Raw genomic sequence first — 24,979 nt, forward strand, 5'->3', positions numbered from 1 at the left:
CCGATGGTAGTGTGGGGTTTCCCCATGTGAGAGTAGGTCATTTCCAGGCGCCTAATTTCTCGAAAGAGAGTGAACAGCCCGTTGCTAACGCAACGGGCTTTTTTACGTCTGTAATTTGTGGTTTTGAGTTGATGAACTGACGGAACAACAGAATGCAGGGCAATAGCATAGGCATAATCGTGTTGTGGCCGATATTGGCCTGGTGCGAATCGAACATTTTCAGGCGCCACTCTTTCTAAGTTTGGTCTCGAAAGAGAGTGAACAGCCCGTTGCTAACGCAACGGGCTTTTTTACGTCTGCGATTTGTGGGTTTTGAGTTGATGAATTGACGGAGCGACAGAATGCAGGGCTAATGCAGCAGGCATCATCAAAGTGTTGTGGCCATGATGCCGAGATGCGAGTCGAGCATTTCCAGTCGCTACTCTTTTTTATATTTGTCTCGAAAGAGAGTGAATAGCCCGTTGCTAACGCAACGGGCTTTTTTACGTCTGTAATTTGTGGTTTTGAGTTGATGAACTGACGGAACAACAGAATGCAGGGCTAATGCAGTAGGCATAATCATAGTGTTGTGACCATGATGCCTAGGTGCGAGTCGAACATTTCCAGTCGCCATTCTTTTTTATCTTGGTCTCGAAAGAGAGTGAGCAGCTCGTTGCTAACGCAACGGGCTTTTTTACGTCTGCGATTTGTGGTTTTTAAGTTGATGAACTGACGGAACAACAGAATGCAGGGCTAATGCAGTAGGCCTTATCGTGCTAATAATGTGAATCTAGTCAGCTAGTCAGCTAGTCTATTTAGTGGTGTTATTGCTCAATTCGAGACGTATTTATAGATGTTCAGCACTCTTTACTGTCATTTGATGTTTAAAATTTAGCGATTCAGAGCTGGTCGTTCTGGCTCTTAGCTCACTGCGTAAACCTATGTTCAAGTTGATAAAATTAATTAATTACAATTGGTTATTGCTATTACTGCTGAGCTCTCCTAGTTTAACTGCAATTAAATGCTGGAGATTGTGCTATGAAGCTAGAAATGATTTGTACAGGTGAAGAAGTATTGGCGGGCCAGATCGTTGATACGAATGCGGCATGGTTTGCTAATACTCTGATGGATCACGGTGTAGAGTGTCAGCGTCGGATCACTGTTGGTGATCGGCTCGAAGATCTTATCGCTGTTTTTAAGGAGCGCAGTACGGAAGCTGATGTCATTGTTGTCAATGGTGGCTTAGGCCCTACAAGTGATGACTTATCCTCAGAGGCAATGGCATTAGCTAAAGGTGAACCTTTGGTTGAGAATGCTCTTTGGCGCGCTCGCTTAGAGGACTGGTTTACTCGTAACGGTCGAGTGATGGCGGAGAGTAACCTTAAGCAAGCATTATTGCCGGCATCCGCAATTATGATAGATAACCCAGTCGGCACCGCATGCGGCTTTGCTGTAAAGCTTAACCGAGCTTGGTTATTTTTCACTCCGGGAGTGCCATTTGAATTCAAACAGATGGTAAAAGAGCAGTTTGTACCGTTTATTAAAGAAAGATTTGAAATTGCGGGAGATATTTCACTGCGTAAGTATTTAACGCTTGGGCAAGGGGAGTCATCTTTAGCTGATGCACTTGAATCTATTGTATTGCCAGAGGGGATAACGATTGGTTATCGAACTTCGATGCCACATATTGAAATAAAACTATTTGCGCGTGGTAAGTTGGCGATCGGTGAGATGGATAAGATTGAGGCTCAAATACGATTTTTACTTGGAACGGCGATAGTTGCTGATAATAAAAAGAGCCTAGCCGAAGAGATCCATGGGCTGTTAGTGAGTTCAGAAAGTAGCCTCAGTGTTGCAGAGTCATGTACTGGAGGTATGATAGCGAGCCAGTTAGTTGCTTTTGCGGGGAGCTCATCTTACTTTCATCAAGGCTTAGTGACTTATAGTAATGAATCTAAAGTACGAGTGTTAGGGGTAAAAGCCGAAACGTTAGATGATCATGGAGCAGTGTCTATTGCAACCGTAGAGGAGATGGCTAAAGGAGCAAGAGGCATTTTAGGCAGTGATTATGCATTGGCGACTAGTGGTATTGCTGGCCCTACTGGTGGTACAGAGGACAAACCCATTGGAACAGTTGCTATAGCCTTGGCGACTAAGGGCGGAGTTTATAGTCAGATGATTAAATTACCGAGACGTTCGCGTGATTTAGTACGTAGCTTAAGCACTGCCATCGCGTTTGATATGCTTCGTAGAGAGTTACTGGGTGAAGCTGTGATAGTGGATTATGGCTCGATTAAGAGATTTAAAAAATAAATAAATAGGGCAGTAATGGATTGATCATTACTGCCCTAAGTTTTATCTACTCGTCAAACACTAACACAAGCTTACCTGGTTGAACCTCAATACGCTTTGTCATTTCAGCTATAAGAGCCTGGTTTGATTCTTGTGTATCAAGTACATATACAGGCTGAGTTTCTAAGAACTGAGTTAGGAACCCCATTAACTGTGGTGCTATTGAACCTATCGCTTTCTCAATATCCTTAGGTTGTGACTCTACTTTTACCAAATTAAGGTTACGCAAATAGACACTATGATTGCTTGCATCGTACCAAGGTTGCGCTTCAAACTTCGCCGTTAGATCTGCACTAATGGGGAGTAAAGGATTGCGTACTTTGATTCGAGTTGAAGCTGTTACTGCCATGGTATCGGGCTTTTCGCCTAAAGTGACCTCTATATTGTTAACTTTAAGTTCTATACCGAAAATTTGATTACCTTGCTTGATTTCAAAGTGCATCTCGTCACTGAGATAGCCTTCTAATTCTGTTTCGGTAATGCTGTATTGACTGACGCAGCCAGTCAATAACAGCAATAAGCTACTTAGAGCTATCTTGATAAATTTCATTAGCCAGTGTTTCTCATTCCAGCTGCCACGCCTGCAATCGTTAACATGAGTGCCAGTTCGACATTAGCTGACGTTTTTTCCTCTCGGCGAGTACGGGCTAAAAGTTCGGCCTGAAGGAAGTTGAGTGGATCAATGTAGGGGTTTCTCAACTCTACTGATTCTCTACTCCAAGGAGTATGTGCCATTAAACTTTCTGATTGAGTTAGCTCTAGTACTGCATCTATGCCAATGGCGAGACGTTCACGTAATTGGACTCCTAAATGATGCAGCTCTTTAGGTACTAAGCTAGTTTCATAGTATTTTGCTAAATTGGGCTCGGCTTTTGCGTAAACCATTTCAAGCATGGATATACGGGTTTTAAAGAAAGGCCAGTGTTGCTCCATCTCTTGTAATAATGGTAGGTCGCCTCTTAGCGATGCTGCTTGTAGTGCTTCTCCTGCACCTAACCAAGCGGGTAGCATTAAGCGGTTTTGAGACCAAGCAAAGATCCATGGAATAGCACGTAAGCTCTCTATACCCCCATCAACTCTGCGCTTGGCAGGTCGACTGCCCAAAGGTAGTTTTCCTAACTCGACTTCTGGTGTTGCTGCGCGGAAGTAAGAGACAAAGTCCGGTTCCTCTCTAACAATGGCGCGATAAGCAAGTACCGATTCGTCAGCTAGTTGCTCCATACATCTACGCCATTCGGGCTTGGGTTCTGGTGGCGGAAGTAAAGTTGCCTCCATTACCGCAGATGTGTACAAAGCAAGGCTTTGTACTGCCAGCTTAGGCAGGCCGAATTTGAAGCGGATCATCTCGCCTTGCTCTGTGACTCGAATACGTCCATCAACAGATCCAGGAGGTTGAGATAAAATAGCCTCATGCGCCGGTCCACCTCCGCGGCCAATAGTGCCACCACGTCCATGGAATAGTGTTAGTTTTATATCAGCATCTTGGCTCACTTCTACTAGCTTTTCTTGTGCGCTATATTGTGCCCATGCCGCAGCCATGACACCTGCATCTTTTGCAGAGTCAGAATAGCCAATCATGACCTCTTGCATGCCTTTAGTGTATCCACGATACCAATCTATGCTAAAGAGAGACGACATACATTGAGAAGCATTGTTTAAGTCATCCAATGTTTCGAATAGTGGCACTACTCGCATTGGATGAGGGCAACCGGTTTCTTTAAGTAATAATAATACGGTTAAAACATCAGAAGGCTGGCTGGCCATTGAAATAACGTAAGAGCCCATGGCTCGTGCTGGTTGAGTGGCTATTAAGCGGCAGGTTCTCAATACTTCCGCAACGTCATCTGACCCTTGCCATGTCACTGGGATTAATGGGCGCTTGCTAGTAAGTTCTCTGAGCAAGAACGATTGTTTTTCATCTTCTCCCCAGTGCGCATAATCTCCCATGCCTAAATATCGAGTCAATTCTGCAATGACATCGGCATGACGCTGAGCATCTTGGCGGATATCAAGTCTTAGCATGTGGATGCCAAAGCAAGCAATACGACGCAACATATCAAGTAATAAGCCGTTGGCTATCAGACTCATGCCACGATCACTCAGGCTCCTGTAAAGCATCATCAGTGGATCTTTAAGATCTTTTTCTTCCCAGATAATATCGTTTAAATCGACTTCAGGCTGATGACCTTCAAGTCTGGCATTGAGATAATCGATGGTTTTTCTTAGCTTTTGTTGGAGGCCTTTTAATACGTCACGATAGGGTTCGTTACTGTTGTTGGTGTAGGCAAGAAGTTCGTCATTTGCACCTTCCATCGACAGATCATTGACGAGTAATACAACATCTTTAAGGTAAAGTCTGGCTGCAGTGTGACGATTTCTATCCAATACTTCCTGAGTGACCACCGAGGTTACAAATGGATTGCCATCACGATCACCGCCCATCCAACTGGAGAATCTCACTGGCGCAATATCAATCGGCAGTTGGGTATTAGTACGCTCTTCCACCTGTTGGTTTAATTGCCTTAGAAAATCAGGGATAGCTTGCCACAAAGAGACTTCAATCGTGCTTAGGCCCCAACGTGCCTCATCAACAGGCGTTGGACGCTCGTTACGGATCTCATTGGTATGCCAAATTTGTGCGATAAGCTGACGTAAGCGTAGATGGTGTTGTTTCTTCTCTTGCTCAGTTAATTGCGGGTTTTCTAACGCGGCGAGCGAATCAACGACTGCGGAATATTTTTGGATTAACGTGCGTCGCGAAATTTCTGTTGGATGCGCGGTCAATACCAAATCGATATCAAGCGTTTTTAGACAGTTGAGCATTTTTTCTTGATCGATATTGCCACCTAACATTCTCCCAAGAAGCTGCTCAACAGGGTCTGGGACACATACTAGCTCATCGCAATTACGGCTAATGGTGTGGAATTGCTCGGCAATATTGGCTAGGTTGAGAAATTGATTAAAAGCTTTGGCAAATGGCACGAGTTCATCGTCACTCAATGAGGACAGCAAGGTGAGCATCTCTTCGCGGGCGGCATCGTTACCCTGACGTGAACTTTTAGAGAGATGGCGGATCTGTTCGATTTTGTCTAGAAAAGTGTCATCGAGATCAGTACGAATTGTGTCGCCTAAAATCTGTCCTAAGGTACCGACGTTTGACCTTAACGATGCATACATATCAACCATACGTGCTCCATATTAGTAAGCTAATCGATCACAATACCTAGCGGCTGCACACTAGGCAATGATCTAGTTTGGGTTATTGCGCCTGAATGTGCTCTAACTCACCTTTCAATTCATTAATTATGACGCTTAGAATAAGTTTGGACTAAATATTGGCCTCAACAGCCTGAGTTATTTTATACAGGCATGATATATCAGCTCTTTTAATAGCTGTTTAGTACGATTGATATAGTGCAGATCAAGATACTCATCTGGCTGATGAGCTTGCTCAATACTGCCAGGGCCGAGTACTAGTGTCTGACAACCCAATTGACGTATATAGGGTGCTTCAGTTGCATAGTTGACGACTTCAGGCTCATTTTTGGATACTTGTGCAACGAGCTTGCTCCAACTACTGTCTTTATTCTCTGCGAACGGCTCCGAACCTGGATATAAAGGGGCGACACTTATGCAGCCAGGATATTGGCTAGCGACAGGCTCTAAGTAGTTAGTTACCATCAGCTCCAGATCTTCAAGTGCGAGCCCCGGTATCGGGCGGAGATCAATATGTAGATCGCAGCAGCCACAAATTCTATTGGCGGCATCGCCACCATGAATGTGACCAAAGTTCATTGTAGGGTAGGGTACGCTAAAGGCATTCTCGCGGTAGTTGTCGGCTAAATGTTGCTTTAGTTTGAGCAGTTGTCCGGTGACTAAATGCATAATCTCTATGGCATTGAGTCCTTTAGCGGGATCAGATGAATGCCCACTTCGACCCGTAACCTTTATGCCTTGAGTAAAGTGCCCTTTATGCATATAGACGGGTTTAAGGCTAGTAGGCTCACCAATAATGGCGTAGTCAGGGCTGATAGACTTAGCTGCTGCAAAGGCTTTTGCACCATTCATGGTGGTTTCTTCATCGGCACTAGCGAGTATGTGTAATGGGCGTTTGAACTGGTCCATTGGCAATTCTTTTAAGGCTTCTAACACTAAAGCAAAAAAACCTTTCATATCGCAAGTTCCCAAGCCATACCAACGGTCATTTTTTTCGACCAATTGGAAAGGATCTTGGCTCCAACGGCCCTCATCAAATGGAACTGTATCGGTATGCCCCGCCAGTAATAACCCACCTTTTCCGCAGCCAAAAGAGGCGACGAAATTATGTTTATTACGGGTATCGGGAACGGGTTGAGCTTGGCAGTTCATGCCTAGATCGGTAAACCAACTATGCAATAGTGCTATGACGGCTTTATTGCTCATGTCATGTTGTGCCTCTAATGCACTGATTGAAGGTGCCGCGATTAGCTGAGTGAAGCTACTCTTTATGTCAGGTAATTTATTCATTAAAAAATACTCAAATATATATTCAAATATATTGCATAATTAGTTTTGTGTGGTAGTCTATCAAACAGCTAAGATAAGTACCATGTTTTGATGACCTATAAATGAGAGTATATATGTTTAACCTAGTTCAATTATTAATTATTAAGGTCAGTAATACCCACTTCCTGCGACGATAATCTTGTCTTTATGGTGTTCAGCCAGGGCTTAAGTTGTGCCCATTCTTTTTTTCGTTTTGTCATCTAAATTCAAGATTAAGGTTTTAAACTCATAGACTATGAAAAATATAGCCATTATTGGTGCTAGCGGTTATACCGGCGCACAAATCACTTCTCTCATAAATGCCGAAGCGGACTTATCCATTCAAGGCCTTTATGTTTCTGAAAATAGCTTAGATAAAGGCAAGCCGCTTGCTGAGCTATACCCTACATATAGTCATATTAATCTTTGTTTAAGCCCACTGACCGATGATGCTAAAGCAGCCATCATCGAACAGGCGGATGCGGTCGTATTAGCGACCGATCATGTGGTGAGCTTGCACCTCGCCGCTTGGTTTTATCAACGGGGACTAGTCGTCTTTGATTTAAGTGGCGCCTATCGTTTCGAATCCTTAGAACAGTATCCTAAGTGGTATGGTTTTACTCATGAATACCCACAAGTCCTTGTTGATGCTGTTTATGGTCTCGCAGAGTGGAATGCGGAGAAAATTGCTAACAGTAAAATGATTGCGGTACCGGGTTGTTATCCGACAGCATCGCTTACGGCACTTAAGCCGCTATCACACTTGCTTACTGACGTATTGCCGGTGATCAATGCGGTTAGCGGTGTGACTGGCGCGGGCAGAAAAGCGCAGCTTCATACTAGTTTTTGTGAAGTAAGCCTAATGGCATACAGCGTACTCGGTCATAGGCATCAACCTGAGATAGCAACTCAGCTAGGGCAGGAAGTTATCTTTACTCCTCATTTAGGCAATTTTAAACGAGGGATCCTCGCCACTATTACGGTGAAGTTAGCGGAAGGTACGACAAGCAAGGACATAGAAGCAGCCTACCAGTGCTATGACAACACGTCACTGGTGACGGTAAAGCAGAATCAATTTCCCAAGATTGATGATGTAGTGCAAACACCAAATTGCCTTATCGGTTGGAAGTATGATGCAGAGACAAATTACTTGGTGGTATCAAGCGCAATTGATAACTTAATGAAGGGTGCTGCTAGTCAAGCGCTCCAGTGCATAAAGATTCACTTTAACCCATTGTTAAAATAACCGGCTTGGAAACAGATATGGCAACGTTAAATACTGATATGAATGCAAAAACCAAACCTGTAATGGTGCTTAAAGTGGGTGGCGCATTGTTGCAGTGCGAAATGGGCATGGCTCGTTTAATGGAGACCGCTGCAAAAATCATTGCTAATGGTCAAGCTCTCATCATGGTGCATGGCGGAGGTTGCTTAGTGGATGAGCAGCTTAAAGCAAACAATATGGTGACGGAAAAATTGGACGGACTCAGAGTCACGCCGGCTGAACAAGTGCCCATTATTGTTGGTGCGCTGGCTGGAACCTCAAATAAAATACTGCAAGCCGCGGCCATTAAGGCGGGCATTACCAGTTTAGGCATGAGCCTTGCTGATGCCGATATGATGACAGCAAGTATTAAAGATCCACTACTCGGACTTGTCGGCGAAGTCGAACCCAACGATGCGAGCTATCTTGAGTTTGTGCTAGCTAAAGGTTGGATGCCAATTGTTAGCTCTATTGCAATTAGTGCACAAGGCGAAATGCTTAATGTTAATGCCGATCAAGCCGCCACGGCTTTGGCCAAGTTAGTCGCCGGAAATCTCGTGTTGCTGTCTGATGTATCGGGTGTACTCGATGGTAAAGGGCAATTGATTAACAGTTTGAATCGAGCAGAGGTTGCTGCATTAACTAAGATTGGTGTTATCGACAAGGGTATGAAAGTTAAAGTCGAAGCAGCATTAGATGTTGCCGAATCGATGGGACAAACGGTGCAAATTGCCTCTTGGCGTCATGCAGAACAACTTATTGCATTAAGCAACGGTGAAACCGTCGGCACACAGATTCAACCATAGGAGAGCGATTTCATGGACCATTTATTATCAATTAAAGATTTATCACAGCAGCAACTTTTGGATCTGTTAGCGCTGGCTAAAACCATTAAGGCTAACCCTGCTGATTATAGAAAAGCATTAGACGGCAAGAGTGTTGTCATGTTGTTCGAGAAGCCTTCATTAAGAACGCGTGTCAGTTTTGATATTGGTATTAATAAGTTAGGGGGCCATTGCTTATACCTTGATCAGCAAAATGGGGCTCTCGGAAAACGTGAACCTGTATCAGATTTTGCAGCAAACATATCTTGCTGGGCAGATGCAATTGTAGCGCGCACATTTTTGCATTCAACAATAGAGCAGTTAGCAGAACATGGTTCAGTGCCGGTCATTAATGCGCTTTCTGATCTTTACCATCCGTGTCAGGGCTTAGCGGACTTTCTAACTTTGTCTGAGCAATATGAAGATGTCAGTAAAGTGAGATTAGCCTATGTTGGAGATGGCAATAATGTGACCCATTCATTGATGTTCGCAGCGGCTATTCTTGGGGCTCATCTCACCGTATTGTGTCCGCCGGGTCATTTCCCCGATGGCAAGGTTGTGTGCGAAGCGCAAGCGTTAGCCGAAAAACATGGCGGAACCTTAGTGCTAAGCTCTGATGTTGCGGCTATAGCGGGTCATGACGCTATTTATACCGATACATGGATCTCGATGGGTGACGGCGCCTCAATGGAAGAAATTGAAGCTAAGTTCAAACCTTATCAGGTGAATGCCGAGTTAATGGCAGCCGCTGGCGCTAAGCATTTCATGCATTGTTTGCCAGCCTATCGAGAAGTTGAAGCTACCGCTGACATTGTAGATGGCGCAGGCTCGCTGATATTGCAGCAAGCAGAAAATCGTATGCATGCACAAAATGCAGTGCTGGTGACCTTATTAGGTCAGTAACAACGAGTTAATTAATTTATATTTCGTTGAGTATTCGACGAGAAGATATCAAGTATTAGGAAGTAAATATGTCAATCGAAGCAAAGAAAACAGACGTTAAAAAAGTCGTTCTAGCGTATTCAGGTGGTCTCGACACTTCAGCCATTATTCCTTGGCTCAAAGAAACTTATGATAACTGTGAAATTATCGCCTTTTGCGCCGATGTGGGCCAAGGTGATGCAGAGCTTGAAGGTCTATATGAAAAGGCGATTAAATCGGGCGCATCAGAGTGCCATATCGTTGATTTAAAAGAAGAGCTGGTGGCTGACTATATCTATCCTACCATTGCGACTGGCGCTATTTACGAAGGAACCTATCTACTCGGTACCTCTATGGCGAGACCGATTATTGCCAAGGCTCAAGTCGAAGTCGCGCGTAAAGTGGGTGCTGATGCAGTTTGTCATGGTTGCACAGGTAAAGGCAACGATCAGGTGCGGTTTGAAGGCTGTTTTGCTGCGCTAGCACCGGATCTTAAAGTCATCGCTCCTTGGCGTGAATGGGAGATGGTGAGCCGTGAAGATCTGCTTGATTACCTTGCGGAACGTAATATCGAAACGACCTCGTCATTGGCTAAGATCTATAGCCGTGATGCTAATGCTTGGCATATTTCCCACGAGGGTGGTGAGCTAGAAGATCCTTGGAACGAGCCAACTAAAGGTGTGTGGACGATGACGGTCGCGCCTGAAGATGCGCCTAATGAGCCTGAATATGTTGCATTAGAACTTGAGCAAGGCAAGATCACCAAAGTGAATGGTGAAGCACTGTCGCCTTACAAAGCACTCATGGTACTGAATGAACTGGCAGGCGCTCATGGTGTCGGCAGAATCGATATTACTGAGAATAGACTGGTCGGAATGAAATCTCGTGGTTGCTATGAAACCCCAGGTGGCACCGTGATGTTTGCTGCACTGCGTGCAATTGAAGAGTTAGTGCTTGATAAAACGAGCCGCGAATGGCGTGAACAAGTTGGCGCGCAAATGGCGCACCTAGTCTATGACGGTCGTTGGTTTACCCCCCTCTGTGCATCATTGCTTGGAGCATCGAAGCCGTTGGCGGATCTTGTTAATGGAGAGGTTATTATTAAACTCTACAAAGGCCAAGCAAGTGCAGTGAAAAAGCGTTCGCCTAACAGCTTATACTCAGAAGAGTTTGCTACTTTTGGTGACGATGATGTTTATAACCAAAAAGATGCTGAAGGCTTTATCCGTTTGTATTCGCTTTCGAGTCGGATCAGAGCATTACACGGCCATAATAAGTAGAGTCAAAACTGACTATTCACTAAATTCAACATTATCGTGGCGGACTGATTGTCCGCCCAGCATCTAAGAGGAAGCCAAAATGGCATTATGGGGCGGCAGATTTAGCCAAGAGAGCAGTGCACTATTCAAACTTTTTAACGACTCTTTGCCAGTGGACTTCCGACTCATAGAGCAAGATATTCAAGGCTCTATCGCGTGGGCCAGTGCTATCACTCAGGTGGGGATTTTAACCTCTGATGAGTGTACACAATTACATGCTGCGCTCAATGAGCTTCTTGTCGAAACATCAGCGAGTCCAGAGCTGATTATTGCCTCTGGCGCTGAAGATATTCATAGTTTTGTCGAGCAATCGCTTATCGCTAAAGTGGGTGACTTAGGTAAAAAGTTGCATACTGGGCGTTCACGTAACGATCAGGTCGCTACCGATCTTAAGCTTTGGTGTAAGAAAGAGGGCCAACAACAACTAGCGCTACTTGCGAAACTTAGATCGGCACTTATTGCACTCGCGGAGCGTGAAATTGAATCTGTCATGCCAGGTTATACTCATTTGCAAAGAGCGCAGCCAGTGTTATTCGGTCATTGGTGTCTCGCCTATGTTGAGATGTTCGAACGTGATATAAGCCGCTTAGAAGATGCATTAAAGCGTGCCGATACTTGTCCATTAGGGACAGGTGCTTTGGCGGGTACCGCTTATCCAATGGACAGAGTTAAACTTGCCGAGTCATTAGGCTTTGCAGGGCCAACGCTTAATAGCCTCGACACGGTATCTGATAGAGATCATGTGATTGAGATTTGTAGTGATGCGTCAATTAGTATGATGCACTTGAGCCGTATGGCTGAAGATTTAATCTTCTTTAACAGTGGAGAAGCGGGCTTTATCGAGTTAGATGATGAAGTTACCTCTGGTTCTTCATTGATGCCGCAAAAGAAAAATCCCGATGCACTTGAGCTTATTAGAGGCAAGACTGGCCGGGTTTATGGCAGCCTAGTAGGTATTCTCACTACGATGAAGGCGCTACCACTGGCATACAACAAAGATATGCAAGAGGACAAAGAGGGACTATTTGATGTGATGGATAGCTGGGCTATCTGTCTCGAAATGGCAGCTTTGGTGCTAAGTGGTTTACAAGTTAATCGTGAAAGAACATTGATAGCCGCGCAACAAGGTTATGCTAACTCCACTGAATTAGCCGATTACCTTGTGGCGAAAGGGATGCCGTTTAGAGAGGCGCATCATGTGGTAGGTGAAGCCGTTGTTAATGCCATGGCCAAGCAAACACCGCTTGAAGAGCTGCCATTGGAGGAGCTGCAAAGCTTCAGTGCTATCATCGAAGCTGATGTTTATGCTTGCTTAACGATTGAGTCGTGCTTGGCAAAGCGTGAAGCGCTGGGTGGAACATCACTGATTCAGGTCAAGTCTGCATTAGCGGTAAAACAGTCGAGCTAATGCTCACTTAACTCGAGTTTAGGTGGTCTAAATTAATGATCAAAAAAGGCGGCTATTTCTTATCGAAATAGCCGCCTTTTTTATTGTGCAACAGCGTTATTGAAACAGATCGTCTTCCTCTGACTTATCGATAAAGATATCACTGTTGTCTACCTCTTGTTCTGTGGCATATTCCTTCGGTTCGGTACCGGCAATAAAATACTCGAACTTGCTGGTGTAATCAGTCTTACGAGTTAACTTGCCAGTGGCTAAATCGATACGAGCCGAGACAATGCCCTCCGGTGGAGTCGTTGGCAGCACGGGCGTCCCCGCTAAGGCATCTTTCATAAACTCATTCCAGGCTGGTCCTGCCGTTTTGGCACCCGCTTCGGCGAGTGATATTTGATCTTTTGCGCCATTCGCATTCCAGCTAGTGCGGCCTAACTCTTGACCATGGTCATCAAAGCCAACCCACACAGTGGTTGCCAGCTTAGGATTATAGCCACTGAACCAAGTATCGCGAGATTCGTTAGTTGTACCCGTCTTACCCGCAATGTCACGGCGCTTAACCACTCTTGATGCGCGCCAAGCCGTACCATTCCAACCTGTCCCTTTACGCCAATCACCGCCGCCCCAAATAACACTTTTTAGTGCTTCAGTAATAAGGAATGAAGTTTGCTCTGAAATGATTCTAGGGGCAAAGCGAGAGTCATCACTACCGCATTGAATCGCCGTGCCTGTCATCTTCATTGCAGTCTCTGTTTTTTGTTCAGGGACTATGTCACTTTGAAATTCATTTGCCATCGCTGCAAATGGATCAACCGCAACGGGTTGCTCAGAGGCTACTGGGGTGCAGGCTAATGTTGGATTCGCGGCTTCAATAAGATCGCCATTAGCAGACTCTATCTTTTTAATAAAATAGGGTTCAACTAGATAGCCGCCATTAGCGAATGTTGAAAATGCAGTGACAACTTGCAGTGGTGTTACCGAAGGCGAACCCAGGGCGATTGACTCATTGCGAGGGAGATCGGCAGGATCAAATCCAAACTTAACTAATTGGGCAATGGTAGCGTCAAGTCCACTATAACGCATGGCACGTACTGACATGACATTGATTGATTGGGCTAAACCAACACGCAGCCTTGTTGGACCGCCATAAACATCGGGAGAGTTCTTGGGACGCCAAGCTGTACCTTGTCGAGTATCGGGCTTATTAATCGGCGCATTGTTGATCAGCGTCGACAGTGTGTAACCTTTCTCGAGTGCAGCAGTATAAATAAATGGCTTAATGTTAGAGCCTAATTGACGCTTCGCTTGAGTGACACGGTTATATTGGCTGGTGTAGAAGCTAAAGCCACCGACTAAATTTTTGATAGCGCCATCTTGAGGATCTATCGATACTATCGCACTGGCCACTAGTGGCACTTGGCTCAGTTGCCAAATATCACCGTTGTTGCGGATCCATACCTGCTGACCAGCTGTTAATACGTCAGATGCAAGCTTAGGGGCTTTGCCTTGACGTTTATTAGTGATGAATTTACGGGCCCATTTAATGCCATCCCACGGGAGAGTGTAAACCTCACCCTTAGCGGTCATGACTTTTGCTGTTTGTTGATCAATAGACATTACGGCCGCCGGGTACATTCCTTGGAACGAACCCGTTTGTTTTAACTTGGCTTTTATCTCTTCGATTTCTAGCGGAGTTTCACTCCAAAGCACCTTGGTGCGTCCGCGGTAGCCATGACGTTCGTCATATGAGTAAACATTATGACGAAGCGCTTTTTGGGCATCAAGCTGCAGTTTAGAATCCACGGTAGTATAGATATCGTAGCCGCCAGTGTACGCTTCCTCTTCACCATATTTGTCAACAAGGTAGTCGCGGGCCATTTCTGAGACGTAGGGTGCATATAAGTCGATTACAGCACCGTGATATTTAGCCGTGATAGGTGCTTGTATTGCTTCTTCATACTGGACTTGAGTGATATTCCGCTTTTCAAGCATACGGCTCAGCACCCAATTACGACGATTAAGTGCGCGGCTAGCATTTCTAATGGGGTTAGCTGCAGACGGTGATTGTGGTAGTCCGGCAATCATTGCCATTTCAGGCAAGGTTAATTCACTTAACTCTTTGCCGTAATAAACTTGAGCAGCAGCACCCACACCATAAGCGCGGTTTCCTAGGAAAGAGCGATTAAGGTAAAGCGTTAAAATTTCTTGTTTGTTCAGTGCTTTTTCAATTTTTAATGCGAGGAAAATTTCTTTGGTCTTACGTATGTAGGTTTTATCTCGCGTTAAAAAGAAACCTCGAGCGACCTGTTGGGTGATTGTACTGGCCCCCTGACTCTTTTTACCGGTAGTGACCAAGATAACTGCCGCGCGGATAATACCAATAGGATCAATGCCTCTATGCTCAAAGAAGCGTGCATCCTCGGTATCGAGTATCGCGTTAATTAATTGCTCTGGAACATCTCTATAGTGGACGGGAATTCGGCGTTTCTCACCAAACTGAGAGATCAGTTTACCGTCGCTACTAAAAATTCTAAGTGGCGTTTGCAGTTTGACCGTCTTAAGTGTGGTGACATCGGGTAAATCTGGAAGCACATAAAAATATGCTGCCGCAATAGCACCAATACCAAGTAGACCTAGGCTAAAAAAAGCAATAACAAGACGTTTTAACCACTTCAAAGGAAGATTCCATGAATTGTAAATAAGACCCGTAGTATATAAGCCGTTGAAGCAATGGTGAAGTAAAAGCCTAAGGATTAATGTTATTGATGAATAAAAAGGCTTTAAGGTTGTCTATTAATTATAAAAATAACCCAGATGGTGGTCGTCGGAGTAAAAGCCAAGTGACTCGTTAACCTAGATACAGAGCTTGCCGTAATGAGTATCGTTAAAAAAGTTAACACTAGATGCCTTCGAGTTACATGGCCATATTTAGCATTAGAAAAAATCCGAAACAATATTCCAATTTGTGCAGTATTCGATGTTCTTGAAAATAAATCTGGCTGAGTATTAACCGCCGTCAGAACAGTGACGCCAGTATAAGTCACTGTTAATGTCGTTATCGTCGACATTTATCACTGCAACTTGATTAAAATTAGTATGAATACCAACAATGAACTGTGTTTTTAGTCTGACGCGTTACTAAGAGTTATAAGTAGTTATTTAAAGTCAATAAAATGGCAATTGTAAAATCTAGAAACATTTTGTACAAATAGCTATAACGTGTAGATTCTGTGCTAATCTATTTTTGAAAATAATAATAAAGTGACGTTGGACTATGCTTTCAAATATATGGAAGCGTCAGGCTCCGCAGATGGTTGGGATTGATGTTGGCTCCCATGAAGTTAAAGCAATACTGCTGAGCAAGACTGCTGATGGATATAAAATACTAAGCCATGCTGCTATCCCGCTGAAGAAGGGGGCGGTCAATGATCATGAAATTCGAGATCGCGAAGCCGTTGTCGAGGCGTTAAAGTTAGTCAAAAGAGTACTGCCAAAAACGACCAAATTTGCTGCTGTGGCTGTATCTGGTTCAGCCGTTATGACCAAAGTCATCTATATGGATGCCTCTTTGAGTGAAGAGGAGATGGAAGCTCAAATTGAAATTGAAGCTGACAATCTTATCCCTTATTCGCTAGACGAAGTTAATATTGACTTTGAAACCCTCAGTGCCAATAAAACAGATCCTACTAAAGTGGATGTACTGCTAAGTGCTTGTCGCTCTGAGAATATTGATACTCGAACAGATGCGCTGGATGAGGTTAATCTTGAGGTTAAAGTTGTCGATGTTGAAGGGTACGCATTGGGTCGTTCATTTGAAATGATCGCGGGGCAACTGCCAGAAGATGCAAAAAGTAAAGTTATTGCGCTGGTCGATATTGGCGCCAGTATTACGACTTTTTCTGTTGTTGAAAATGGTGAAACCACTTTTGTCAGAGAGCAGGCATTTGGTGGGGAACAATTTACTCAATCAATACTCTCTTTCTACGGTATGACCTACGAGCAAGCTGAAAAGGCTAAGTTAGCCGGTGAGCTTCCTCGGAACTACATGTTTGAAGTGTTATCTCCTTTCCAAACTCAGCTATTACAACAAATAAAACGCACCCTACAGATTTACTGTACTTCGAGTGGTAAGGATAAAGTGGATCACATTGTTCTATGTGGTGGCACTGCCAAACTTGAAGGTATGACCAACCTAATGATTAATGAGTTAGGTGTTAATACCATTGTCGGTGACCCTTTTAAAGGTTGCTTGCATGCAGATGACGCCGTTAGGCAACAACTCCAGCCAGACATTGGTAAATACATGTTGGCATGTGGACTGGCATTAAGGAGTTATGCTGAATGGCGAACATAAACCTCTTACCATGGCGTGAAGAAGCCAGAGAAAAACAAAAACGAGATTACACCGGTTTACTGGCACTGGTTTTCTTAGTCTCTGGCCTTATCGTTTATCTATCTCTAATGGCGATTGATGTGATATCTGACGACCAAAAAGGTCGTAACGCCTATTTACAATCTGAAATTCAATTGCTTGAAGCTCAAATAGCTGAAATTACCGAAATTAGAACACGCAAAAAAGATATTGAGCGTCGTACTGAAATCATTCTAGGGCTTCAGCAATCTAGAAATTTGCCGACACATGTTCTAGACGAGTTAGTGCGTATCGTGCCAGCAGGGATCTACCTTTCCAGTATAGAGAAAAAAGGTAGTATGTTGTGGATAGAAGGACGCAGTGAATCCAACAATAATGTCGCGAATATGATGCGAAAAGTTAAGACCTCTAGTTGGCTACAAGATCCTAATATGCAATCGATTATTGCTCAGAATGAAGAGTTAAGGCAATTACAACGATTTACTCTGCGCGTTACCATTGCAGATAGTGAAATAGCGGATTTAAGCATGACAAAAGGAGCGAGTAAATGAACCTCGATCTGAGTCAGTTTAACGATATTGATTTTGAGAATATCGGTGCTTGGCCCAAGTTAGTTAAAGGCGTGTTTGCTGCATTGCTCGCAGTGTGTGTATTCGTAGCCAGTTACTTTCTGTTTATATCAGATGCGATTGATGCGTTAAATGCAGAGCAACAAAAAGAGCAGCAGTTCAAAACGGATTTTAAGTCTAAATATCAGTTAGCCGCTAATCTTAAGTTATATCGAGAGCAGTTAGCGGTTATGGAAGTGCAGTTTGCTGAACTGCTGAAGATGTTACCGTCTCAAAATGAAATGCCAGGCTTGCTAGATGACGTTACTTTTGTGGCGACTGATGCGGGACTTAAAATTAATAGTTTAGATTGGGACTCTGAAATAATAAGAGAGTTTTATATTGAGTTTCCGATCAAAATTGCAGTCAGTGGAGATTATCATCAACTTGGGCACCTTGTTAGTGGTGTGGCAAAGTTACCGCGCATTGTGAGCTTGCATGATTTCGTGATTAAGCGAGATGAGACGGGCTCACTGGCTATGGATATTTTAGCGAAGACTTATCGCTTTAAAGAGGGTGCTGAATTGCCTGCAGCAAAAGGGGCAGCTAAATGATAAAGATACTGCCCGCTATGATGGCTGTATTGCTGCTTTCTGGCTGCGTAGGCGACAGAAGCGATCTAGAGCTATTTGTCACAACCACTAAAGCGCAGCATGTGGCACACATTAAGCCATTAAAAGAAACGCCTAAATTTGAACATTTTGATTATCAAGCAGACCTTATGCGTAGCCCGTATATCCCTCCGTCAAGAGAGTTGACCGAAGAGGTAATTGATACCACCAAGGACTGTTTACAACCCGATCTTAAACGCCGCAAAGGGCGATTAGAAACATACGCACTCGATAACTTGAAAATGCGTGGCACATTGAGTGAAGTTGATACTATTTGGGCTCTGCTTGAGACCAGTGATGGAAGTGTTTATCGCTTGGGAGCAGGCCAATACCTGGGGCTTTATCATGGCCGAATCGCCAAAGTAACGCCGCAAACGATCGAAATTATAGAGTTGATTCCAGACGGGTCTGGCTGTTGGACGGAACGAAATAGCAGCATGGAATTAACAGGAGAATAATAAGAATGACTGAGAGGCTCATGAGACTGTCTATTACACACCGCGCCTTCGCTAAGGCCGCATCTTTTATTAAGGTTATTTTTAGCCTTGCGTTCCTATTGGGAATGGCTCCGCTAGCACATGCGGCTAATAAGCTAATTGATGTTAAATATCATGCGGTAGTGGATCACCAATTGGAATTACAGTTGGTATTTGAACATGATATTGAGCAACCCGAGATTGAGTTAAATGCTGACCCCGCACAGATTATTTTAGGGTTTGCAGATAGCCTTTCTGGACTCCAGAAGCAAACGCTCGCTATTGATACCGTTGGTGTCGATACCGTCAGTACAGTGCAGAGCGGTGCGAGTCTTCAAGTATTTGTCGGGTTAGAAAGTGTCAAAGCCTATCAAGGTCGTGTTGTCGGTAATACCTACAGACTCACTATCAATGATGAAGTGATGAATCGTAATGATGGCGCTGCGGCGAGCAATCCGTTTATGAACGGCATTGAAAGTATCGACTTTAAACGCACATCAAATGGTGGTGGCCAGCTACTGATTAAGCTAGAAAATAGCTCAGTCGCGGCAAATGTGGAACAAGTTGGCGCTAAACTTGAGCTTAAATTATATAACACCGATATTCGCTCTGATCTGCTTTACGTGATGGATGTGCATGATTTTGCAACGCCAGTGAAGAGTTTTGAAACCTTTAATGAGGAACTCACTAGTCGCTTTCTAATTGATGTAGAAGGTACATATGAGTATGACTACCAACAAGACGGTCGTTTATTTAAGTTGAGTATAGAAAAGGCCAAACGCCTTGATATCGTCAAAGAAGAAAAGAAATATGACGGTCGCTCATTGTCACTAAACTTCCAAAACATGTCTGTTAGAACCGTGCTGCAGATCATTGCTGATTATAACGATTTTAACTTGGTCGTCAGCGATACCGTAGAAGGTGATATCACGCTGCGACTTGACGATGTGCCTTGGGATCAAGCGCTTGATCTTATTCTACAAACCAAAGGGTTAGATAAGCGCATTGAAGGCAACATCTTGATGATTGCGCCCAGTGAAGAGATTGCGATAAGAGAGAGCCAAGAGCTCAAAAACTTACAAGAAGTTAAAGAATTAGCGCCGTTATATTCAGAGTATCTGCAGATTAATTACGCTAAAGCCGTTGATATTGCAGCGCTGTTAAAAGGTGAAGATTCAAGCTTACTGTCAACGCGTGGCAGTGTCGCCGTGGATGAGCGTACTAATACGTTGTTAGTTAAAGATACCGAAGAAACATTAGAGAGCATTCATCGCTTGATAGAAGTGCTCGATATCCCAATTAAACAGGTATTAATTGAAGCGCGAATGGTAACGGTTAAAGACGATGTAGCAGAAGATTTAGGGGTACGTTGGGGCATAACCGATCAGCAAGGCACTAAAGGTACGTCAGGCAGCCTAGAGGGCGCTAGTGACATTGCTAATGGTATCATCCCGAGCCTAGGGGACAGATTGAACGTTAATCTGCCTGCAGCGGCTGTTAACGCCACGAGTCTTGCTTTTCACGTTGCTAAGCTTGCCGATGGTACGGTACTCGATCTTGAATTGAGTGCGCTAGAGCAAGAAAATAAGGGTGAGATTATAGCAAGTCCGCGCATCACGACTTCAAATCAGAAGTCGGCTTACATTGAGCAAGGTGTTGAGATCCCATATGTTGAAGCTAGTTCGAGTGGCGCGACAACGGTGACGTTCAAAAAGGCAGTTTTATCTCTTAGAGTGACACCGCAGATCACCCCTGATAACCGCGTGATCCTCGATTTAGAAATTACACAAGACTCTCAAGGTAAAGTGGTTGCCACGCCAACGGGAGAAGCCGTCTCTATCGATACACAGCGTATTGGCACCCAAGTGCTGGTGGACCATGGTGAGACGATTGTATTAGGAGGGATTTATCAACAACAATCGATCAGTCGCGTCAGTAAGGTTCCTATTTTGGGCGATATCCCTTACCTTGGGTTCATGTTTAGAAGTACATCGGATAAGAATGAGCGACAAGAGTTACTTATCTTTGTGACCCCTAAAATTATTTCCGAATCACTTTAATGGCAATAAACCAGTAAAAGCCTGCGTTTAGCGTCGGATTTTTACAAGATGAAATAGATTTTTGATAGAAATGTGCTACTTCACTTGCCATCAATAGCGGTTAGCTGAGATAATCAGCGGTCAAGTCTCAATAGAGCAAGGTAACATTTAAGGTCAACTCTAGTTTTCGGGTTGGCGTAGGCAAACTTCAAATAAGATTCAGACATATATCGCAATGGCCGAAAAACGTAATATTTTCCTAGTAGGCCCTATGGGGGCTGGTAAAAGCACTATAGGCCGTCATCTGGCACAGATGCTGCACTTAGAGTTCCACGATTCAGATCAAGAAATTGAGAGCCGTACAGGCGCTGATATTGCGTGGGTTTTTGATGTCGAAGGCGAAGAAGGCTTCCGCGTTCGCGAAACACAAGTTGTTGCTGATTTAACCGAAAAGCAAGGTATCGTGTTAGCAACTGGTGGTGGTTCAATTCAGAGTAAGGAGATCCGTAATAATCTTTCTGCTCGTGGAATTGTAGTCTACCTCGAGACCACCATCGACAAACAAGTAGCACGTACGCAAAGAGATAAGCGTCGTCCACTACTTCAAGTAGATGATCCAAGAGAAGTGCTAGAAACTCTAGCCGAGGCGCGCAACCCTCTTTATGAAGAGATCGCTGATGTTATCGTTAAAACCGATGAGCAAAGCGCAAAAGTAGTTGCAAACCAAATAATTGAGCAATTAGGTTTTTAAGATATGACTAAGCAGGTTCTGGTTGAACTCGGTGAACGTAGTTACCCAATCGTAATTGGCCAGAATTTGTTAAGTAATGGCGAGCCTTTGGCTCGCTATCTTAAAAACAAAAATATCCTCATTGTCACTAATGAAACGATAGCGCCACTGTACCTTGAAAAAGTACAAGCCATGCTGTCGGATTTTGTGTGTGTCACTCCCGTTATTTTACCTGATGGCGAGCAATACAAAACGTTAAACCAAATGGATTCAATTTTCACCTCATTGCTACAACAAAATTTGGGCCGTGATACGGTACTTATTGCATTGGGCGGAGGCGTAATTGGAGATATGACTGGGTTTGCGGCTGCAAGTTATCAGCGCGGTATCGACTTTATCCAATTCCCTACCACACTGTTGTCTCAAGTTGACTCATCAGTAGGTGGAAAAACAGCAGTCAATCACCCTCTGGGTAAAAATATGATCGGTGCTTTTTATCAGCCGAAATATGTTTTGATTGATACCGACTGCTTGAACACACTGCCTAAAAGAGAATTTGCTGCTGGTATGGCAGAAGTGATCAAATACGGCATTATGTGGGATGCAGAGTTTTTCTGCTGGTTGGAAAACAATGTTGATGTATTAAAAGCATTAGACACTCAGGCACTTGAGTATGTGATTGGGCGTTGCTGTGAAATCAAAGCTGATGTAGTTGAAAAAGATGAAACCGAACAAGCAGTAAGAGCATTGCTAAATTTGGGACATACTTTTGGGCACGCGATTGAAGCTGAAATGGGCTACGGCGTGTGGCTACATGGCGAAGCCGTTTCTGCTGGCACAGTCCTTGCTGCAGTCACCTCAAATAAGCTGGGGTTAATAGAAGAGTCAATTGTTTGTCGTATTACGGCGTTATTTGCCGCATTTGATCTCCCTATTACTGCACCAGACACTATGAATTTTGAACAATTCATTAAACATATGCGCCGAGATAAGAAAGTGCTTAAAGGACAATTGCGTTTAGTGTTACCCGAAGGCTTAGGCCAGGCGGGGATCTATAGCGATGTTACTGACGAGCTACTTCAAGAGGTTATCGACTGCGCATAAACTATGTAGCAGGTGTTCGGTGAAAGCTAAATTTAGTCCTCCAAATTATATAACGGGTAAAGTCCCTATGTTTATTGAACATAGGCCACTTTTGCTGCGCCATTTTCAGTCATACCTTGGGCTTTCTCTTGCGAGAGCATGGATATAAATGTCTTTAACCGGTTCAATCTTACTCCCTAGCCAAGAAGCACTGTTAAATCGCCTACAGCATATTAGCTTGTATGGTCAGCAGCTTATTGTACTCACTGGCGAAGACGGTGCAGGCAAGACCACGCTTGTCACTGCATTACTCACTGAACTTGAAGCATTTAGTTCCGCTCTGGTTATTTGTCCGAAGCATTGTGACAGCGCTGAAATTAGACGTAAAATACTGGTACAACTCCTAGCTGAGCCAGTATTTGACGATGAACTACCTCTGCCTGAAGCAATGCTACGAGCCTCTTCTACACTGGCTTCTGCTAGTTGTATTGTACTTGATGATGCTCACTATATACCGCTAGAGATCTGGGCAGAATGCATCGTGTTGAGCCAGATGTCTTTTGCTGGAAAAACAGTCAGCGTGACCATGACATCACCTGTTGGTTTTCTAAATGATGTTTTACAGCAACTGCCTATCGACCAGCGGCAGTTGCTGCTCCCGTTAGATATCGAGCCCATCGATTGCACTGAAAGAGAAGGGCTTTATTACATGCTATTAAGCCGCAGTGAAGCACAGCCCTTTACGCCTCGAGATATCGTTAAAGATAGATTAGAAGCACAAAACGGCACACCGAAAGAGGTTGTTGCGCTGCTTGAACTGGCATTAAATGGAGGGGCTGAAGAGCCTGTTGTAAAATCCACTACAAAGCGATTCGTTATAGGTGCGTTTATTCTTTTAGCGACCACCTTGCTTGCTTGGTTATTCATCGATGATGAGCCGCCGCTCGCTGAGCAGCAAAGCACAGTCGTATTTGCTGCTGTGGCGGTATCGAGTTCGCCCTTTTTAGCGGCATATGGTCAACAGCTTTTAGCAGGACATTTTACGGCTGAGCCTATGGCATTACAGCAAGTTGAAGCAGATATTAATCAGGGAATGGTAATTACAGTCGCTGATGACCCCTTGCTAATTACGACTGTGGAGTCAGATCGTCAGAAGTTAGTGGATGTTGTACCTGAAAAAAGCGTCGACATTATGACTGAGGTTATTGAACCTTTAGCAGACGTTAATGTTGAGGCGTTTTCAGCAAAGCCAAATGAAACTCTTACTCACGTTAATAACAAAGAGATTATTGCGAAAGCAGTGCAAAAGCCGACCAAAGGCTACACATTGCAACTCGCCAGTGTTAAGCGTTTAGATTCATTAGTCAGGATGTTAGAGAGTGTGAAACAGGAAAAGGGCGTCAAGGTTGCACGCTATAAAAGTCGCTGGGTAGTATTAATGGGTGAGTTTGATTCGGCAAAGCAAGCGAGAGAACAATTGCTTGAATTAACAGCAAACTCCACGATTTCTGCACCTTGGATTCGAAAGTGGCAAGATCTTACGCAATATGAGTTACAAGATACGCTTCCAACTCGTGAAATTAATGAATAAACATAGTACAATCCCCAGCTCTCTTTTTCTTAGTATTCAATCAATTTAAATGATTAAAAAACAAAGGGCCTTCTTAAAGTGGGCTGGCGGAAAATTTAAACTGATTGAGTTTCTAACAGGGCACCTTCCCCAGGGTGATAGGCTGGTAGAACCTTTTGTGGGCGCAGGTTCTGTGTTCCTCAATACTGACTATGATCGCTACCTATTGTGCGACATTAATCAAGACTTGATTAACTTGTATAAGATTGTGCAGTCAGATCCTGAAAAGTATATTAAGGCGGCTAAAGCCCTATTCGTCCCTGAGATGAATGAAAAGGAAGCGTACTATAAGGTTCGCACCAGCTTTAACGAGACTAAAGATCCTTTCAAACGTTCCGTTTATTTTCTTTATATGAACCGTCATGGTTTTAATGGCTTATGCCGTTATAACCGTAAAGGCGGCTTCAATGTGCCATTTGGTTCGTATAAAAAACCCTACTTTCCTGAAAACGAAATTCGTGCTTTTTCGCTAAAGTCTCAACGTGCTGAGTTTCGATGCATTGGTTACGAACAAGCAATCGATATGACTCAAAATGGTGATGTTGTTTATTGCGACCCACCTTATGCGCCATTGTCATCAACGGCCAGCTTTACCACTTATGTTGGTACGGGTTTTTCATTAGATGATCAAGCGCTGCTGGCAAGGAAGTCACGCCACACTGCCATTGAACGTGGTATACCGGTGCTGATCAGTAATCATGATATTCCACTGACCAGAGAGCTTTATCACGGCGCAACATTTGACTCGATTAAAGTGCAGCGTAATATTAGTCAAAAAGGCAGTAGTCGTAAGAAAGTCGATGAGTTGATGGCGTTATACGATGATTCATATAACAGTGAAAACGACTAGA

The 24,979-nt window shown here is 44.0% G+C and carries 19 protein-coding genes; 15 read left to right on the forward strand and 4 right to left on the reverse strand.

Annotated elements, in window-relative coordinates:
• The first annotated feature begins 1,017 nt into the window (after nt 1-1,017).
• A complete protein-coding gene (locus L2729_RS16800; protein ID WP_248989296.1) occupies nt 1,018-2,292 on the forward strand; it encodes a CinA family nicotinamide mononucleotide deamidase-related protein in 1,275 nt (424 codons plus the stop codon).
• A 46-nt stretch (nt 2,293-2,338) separates the two neighbouring features.
• Here L2729_RS16800 and L2729_RS16805 read toward each other — a convergent pair whose 3' ends face one another.
• From L2729_RS16805 to argE, 3 genes are all read right to left on the reverse strand, one after another.
• The gene (locus L2729_RS16805; RefSeq protein WP_248989297.1) at nt 2,339-2,881 is read right to left on the reverse strand and encodes a YceB family lipoprotein; all 543 of its coding nucleotides are present in this window, start codon (nt 2,879-2,881) and stop codon (nt 2,339-2,341) included.
• Complete coding sequence (gene ppc, locus L2729_RS16810; RefSeq protein ID WP_248989298.1) at nt 2,881-5,517, reverse strand: phosphoenolpyruvate carboxylase; 2,637 nt, start codon at nt 5,515-5,517, stop codon at nt 2,881-2,883. Before ppc ends, L2729_RS16805 begins: the two co-directional genes overlap by 1 nt.
• Before the next feature lie 168 nt (nt 5,518-5,685).
• Nucleotides 5,686-6,837 carry an acetylornithine deacetylase gene (gene argE / locus L2729_RS16815; protein ID WP_248989299.1) on the reverse strand — a complete coding sequence of 384 codons (1,152 nt, stop codon included), beginning with the start codon at nt 6,835-6,837 and terminating at the stop codon, nt 5,686-5,688.
• A 274-nt stretch (nt 6,838-7,111) separates the two neighbouring features.
• On the opposite strand from argE, the gene argC reads away from it, so the two are divergent.
• From argC to argH, 5 genes are all read left to right on the forward strand, one after another.
• Complete coding sequence (argC, locus tag L2729_RS16820; protein ID WP_248989300.1) at nt 7,112-8,101, forward strand: N-acetyl-gamma-glutamyl-phosphate reductase; 990 nt, start codon at nt 7,112-7,114, stop codon at nt 8,099-8,101.
• Between the two features lie 38 nt (nt 8,102-8,139).
• Entirely contained in the window at nt 8,140-8,925 is a 786-nt protein-coding gene (gene argB, locus L2729_RS16825) for an acetylglutamate kinase (protein WP_248989364.1), read from the forward strand.
• A gap of 12 nt (nt 8,926-8,937) precedes the next feature.
• Nucleotides 8,938-9,846 carry an ornithine carbamoyltransferase gene (locus tag L2729_RS16830; RefSeq protein ID WP_248989301.1) on the forward strand — a complete coding sequence of 303 codons (909 nt, stop codon included), beginning with the start codon at nt 8,938-8,940 and terminating at the stop codon, nt 9,844-9,846.
• Nucleotides 9,847-9,914: 68 nt separating this feature from the next.
• A complete protein-coding gene (locus tag L2729_RS16835; protein WP_102038642.1) occupies nt 9,915-11,144 on the forward strand; it encodes an argininosuccinate synthase in 1,230 nt (409 codons plus the stop codon).
• Nucleotides 11,145-11,223: 79 nt separating this feature from the next.
• A complete protein-coding gene (gene argH / locus L2729_RS16840; protein ID WP_248989302.1) occupies nt 11,224-12,591 on the forward strand; it encodes an argininosuccinate lyase in 1,368 nt (455 codons plus the stop codon).
• Nucleotides 12,592-12,687: 96 nt separating this feature from the next.
• Here argH and L2729_RS16845 read toward each other — a convergent pair whose 3' ends face one another.
• Complete coding sequence (locus tag L2729_RS16845; protein WP_248989303.1) at nt 12,688-15,255, reverse strand: penicillin-binding protein 1A; 2,568 nt, start codon at nt 15,253-15,255, stop codon at nt 12,688-12,690.
• Between the two features lie 598 nt (nt 15,256-15,853).
• On the opposite strand from L2729_RS16845, the gene L2729_RS16850 reads away from it, so the two are divergent.
• The 9 genes from L2729_RS16850 (at nt 15,854) to L2729_RS16890 (ending at nt 24,978) form a co-directional block, all read left to right on the forward strand.
• Nucleotides 15,854-16,933 carry a pilus assembly protein PilM gene (locus L2729_RS16850; protein ID WP_248989304.1) on the forward strand — a complete coding sequence of 360 codons (1,080 nt, stop codon included), beginning with the start codon at nt 15,854-15,856 and terminating at the stop codon, nt 16,931-16,933.
• Complete coding sequence (locus L2729_RS16855; protein WP_248989305.1) at nt 16,921-17,502, forward strand: PilN domain-containing protein; 582 nt, start codon at nt 16,921-16,923, stop codon at nt 17,500-17,502. The genes L2729_RS16850 and L2729_RS16855 overlap by 13 nt, the downstream gene beginning before the upstream one ends.
• On the forward strand, nt 17,499-18,113 hold the full coding sequence (locus tag L2729_RS16860) for a type IV pilus inner membrane component PilO (protein WP_101093451.1): 615 nt from the start codon (nt 17,499-17,501) through the stop codon (nt 18,111-18,113). The genes L2729_RS16855 and L2729_RS16860 overlap by 4 nt, the downstream gene beginning before the upstream one ends.
• Nucleotides 18,110-18,628, forward strand: coding sequence for a pilus assembly protein PilP (locus L2729_RS16865; RefSeq protein ID WP_283104265.1), 519 nt, complete (start codon nt 18,110-18,112; stop codon nt 18,626-18,628). Before L2729_RS16860 ends, L2729_RS16865 begins: the two co-directional genes overlap by 4 nt.
• 5 nt (nt 18,629-18,633) lie before the next feature.
• A complete protein-coding gene (locus L2729_RS16870) occupies nt 18,634-20,706 on the forward strand; it encodes a type IV pilus secretin PilQ (RefSeq protein ID WP_428848259.1) in 2,073 nt (690 codons plus the stop codon).
• A 214-nt stretch (nt 20,707-20,920) separates the two neighbouring features.
• Complete coding sequence (gene aroK / locus L2729_RS16875; RefSeq protein WP_101093448.1) at nt 20,921-21,436, forward strand: shikimate kinase AroK; 516 nt, start codon at nt 20,921-20,923, stop codon at nt 21,434-21,436.
• Between the two features lie 3 nt (nt 21,437-21,439).
• Nucleotides 21,440-22,519 carry a 3-dehydroquinate synthase gene (gene aroB / locus L2729_RS16880; protein WP_248989307.1) on the forward strand — a complete coding sequence of 360 codons (1,080 nt, stop codon included), beginning with the start codon at nt 21,440-21,442 and terminating at the stop codon, nt 22,517-22,519.
• A gap of 148 nt (nt 22,520-22,667) precedes the next feature.
• Nucleotides 22,668-24,089: an AAA family ATPase gene (locus tag L2729_RS16885; RefSeq protein WP_248989308.1), complete on the forward strand. Its 1,422-nt coding sequence runs from the start codon at nt 22,668-22,670 to the stop codon at nt 24,087-24,089.
• Nucleotides 24,090-24,138: 49 nt separating this feature from the next.
• Nucleotides 24,139-24,978 (forward strand): Dam family site-specific DNA-(adenine-N6)-methyltransferase, encoded by an 840-nt coding sequence (locus L2729_RS16890; RefSeq protein WP_248989309.1) that lies wholly within the window; start codon nt 24,139-24,141, stop codon nt 24,976-24,978.
• Nucleotide 24,979 lies beyond the last annotated feature (1 nt).

This window comes from Shewanella gelidimarina (genome assembly GCF_023283945.1).
Taxonomy (GTDB): Bacteria; Pseudomonadota; Gammaproteobacteria; order Enterobacterales; family Shewanellaceae; genus Shewanella; species Shewanella gelidimarina.

Coding starts and splice junctions, on each gene's coding strand:
- L2729_RS16800 (WP_248989296.1), top strand. CDS start 1,018: ATGAAGCTAGAAATGATTTGTACAGGTGAAGAAGTATTGGCGGGCCAG.
- L2729_RS16860 (WP_101093451.1), top strand. CDS start 17,499: ATGAACCTCGATCTGAGTCAGTTTAACGATATTGATTTTGAGAATATC.
- aroB (WP_248989307.1), top strand. CDS start 21,440: ATGACTAAGCAGGTTCTGGTTGAACTCGGTGAACGTAGTTACCCAATC.
- argB (WP_248989364.1), top strand. CDS start 8,140: ATGAATGCAAAAACCAAACCTGTAATGGTGCTTAAAGTGGGTGGCGCA.
- L2729_RS16855 (WP_248989305.1), top strand. CDS start 16,921: ATGGCGAACATAAACCTCTTACCATGGCGTGAAGAAGCCAGAGAAAAA.
- L2729_RS16885 (WP_248989308.1), top strand. CDS start 22,668: ATGTCTTTAACCGGTTCAATCTTACTCCCTAGCCAAGAAGCACTGTTA.
- L2729_RS16805 (WP_248989297.1), bottom strand. CDS start 2,881: ATGAAATTTATCAAGATAGCTCTAAGTAGCTTATTGCTGTTATTGACT.
- argC (WP_248989300.1), top strand. CDS start 7,112: ATGAAAAATATAGCCATTATTGGTGCTAGCGGTTATACCGGCGCACAA.
- L2729_RS16850 (WP_248989304.1), top strand. CDS start 15,854: ATGCTTTCAAATATATGGAAGCGTCAGGCTCCGCAGATGGTTGGGATT.
- L2729_RS16870 (WP_428848259.1), top strand. CDS start 18,634: ATGACTGAGAGGCTCATGAGACTGTCTATTACACACCGCGCCTTCGCT.
- argE (WP_248989299.1), bottom strand. CDS start 6,837: ATGAATAAATTACCTGACATAAAGAGTAGCTTCACTCAGCTAATCGCG.
- L2729_RS16890 (WP_248989309.1), top strand. CDS start 24,139: ATGATTAAAAAACAAAGGGCCTTCTTAAAGTGGGCTGGCGGAAAATTT.
- L2729_RS16830 (WP_248989301.1), top strand. CDS start 8,938: ATGGACCATTTATTATCAATTAAAGATTTATCACAGCAGCAACTTTTG.
- L2729_RS16865 (WP_283104265.1), top strand. CDS start 18,110: ATGATAAAGATACTGCCCGCTATGATGGCTGTATTGCTGCTTTCTGGC.
- ppc (WP_248989298.1), bottom strand. CDS start 5,517: ATGGTTGATATGTATGCATCGTTAAGGTCAAACGTCGGTACCTTAGGA.
- aroK (WP_101093448.1), top strand. CDS start 20,921: ATGGCCGAAAAACGTAATATTTTCCTAGTAGGCCCTATGGGGGCTGGT.
- L2729_RS16835 (WP_102038642.1), top strand. CDS start 9,915: ATGTCAATCGAAGCAAAGAAAACAGACGTTAAAAAAGTCGTTCTAGCG.
- argH (WP_248989302.1), top strand. CDS start 11,224: ATGGCATTATGGGGCGGCAGATTTAGCCAAGAGAGCAGTGCACTATTC.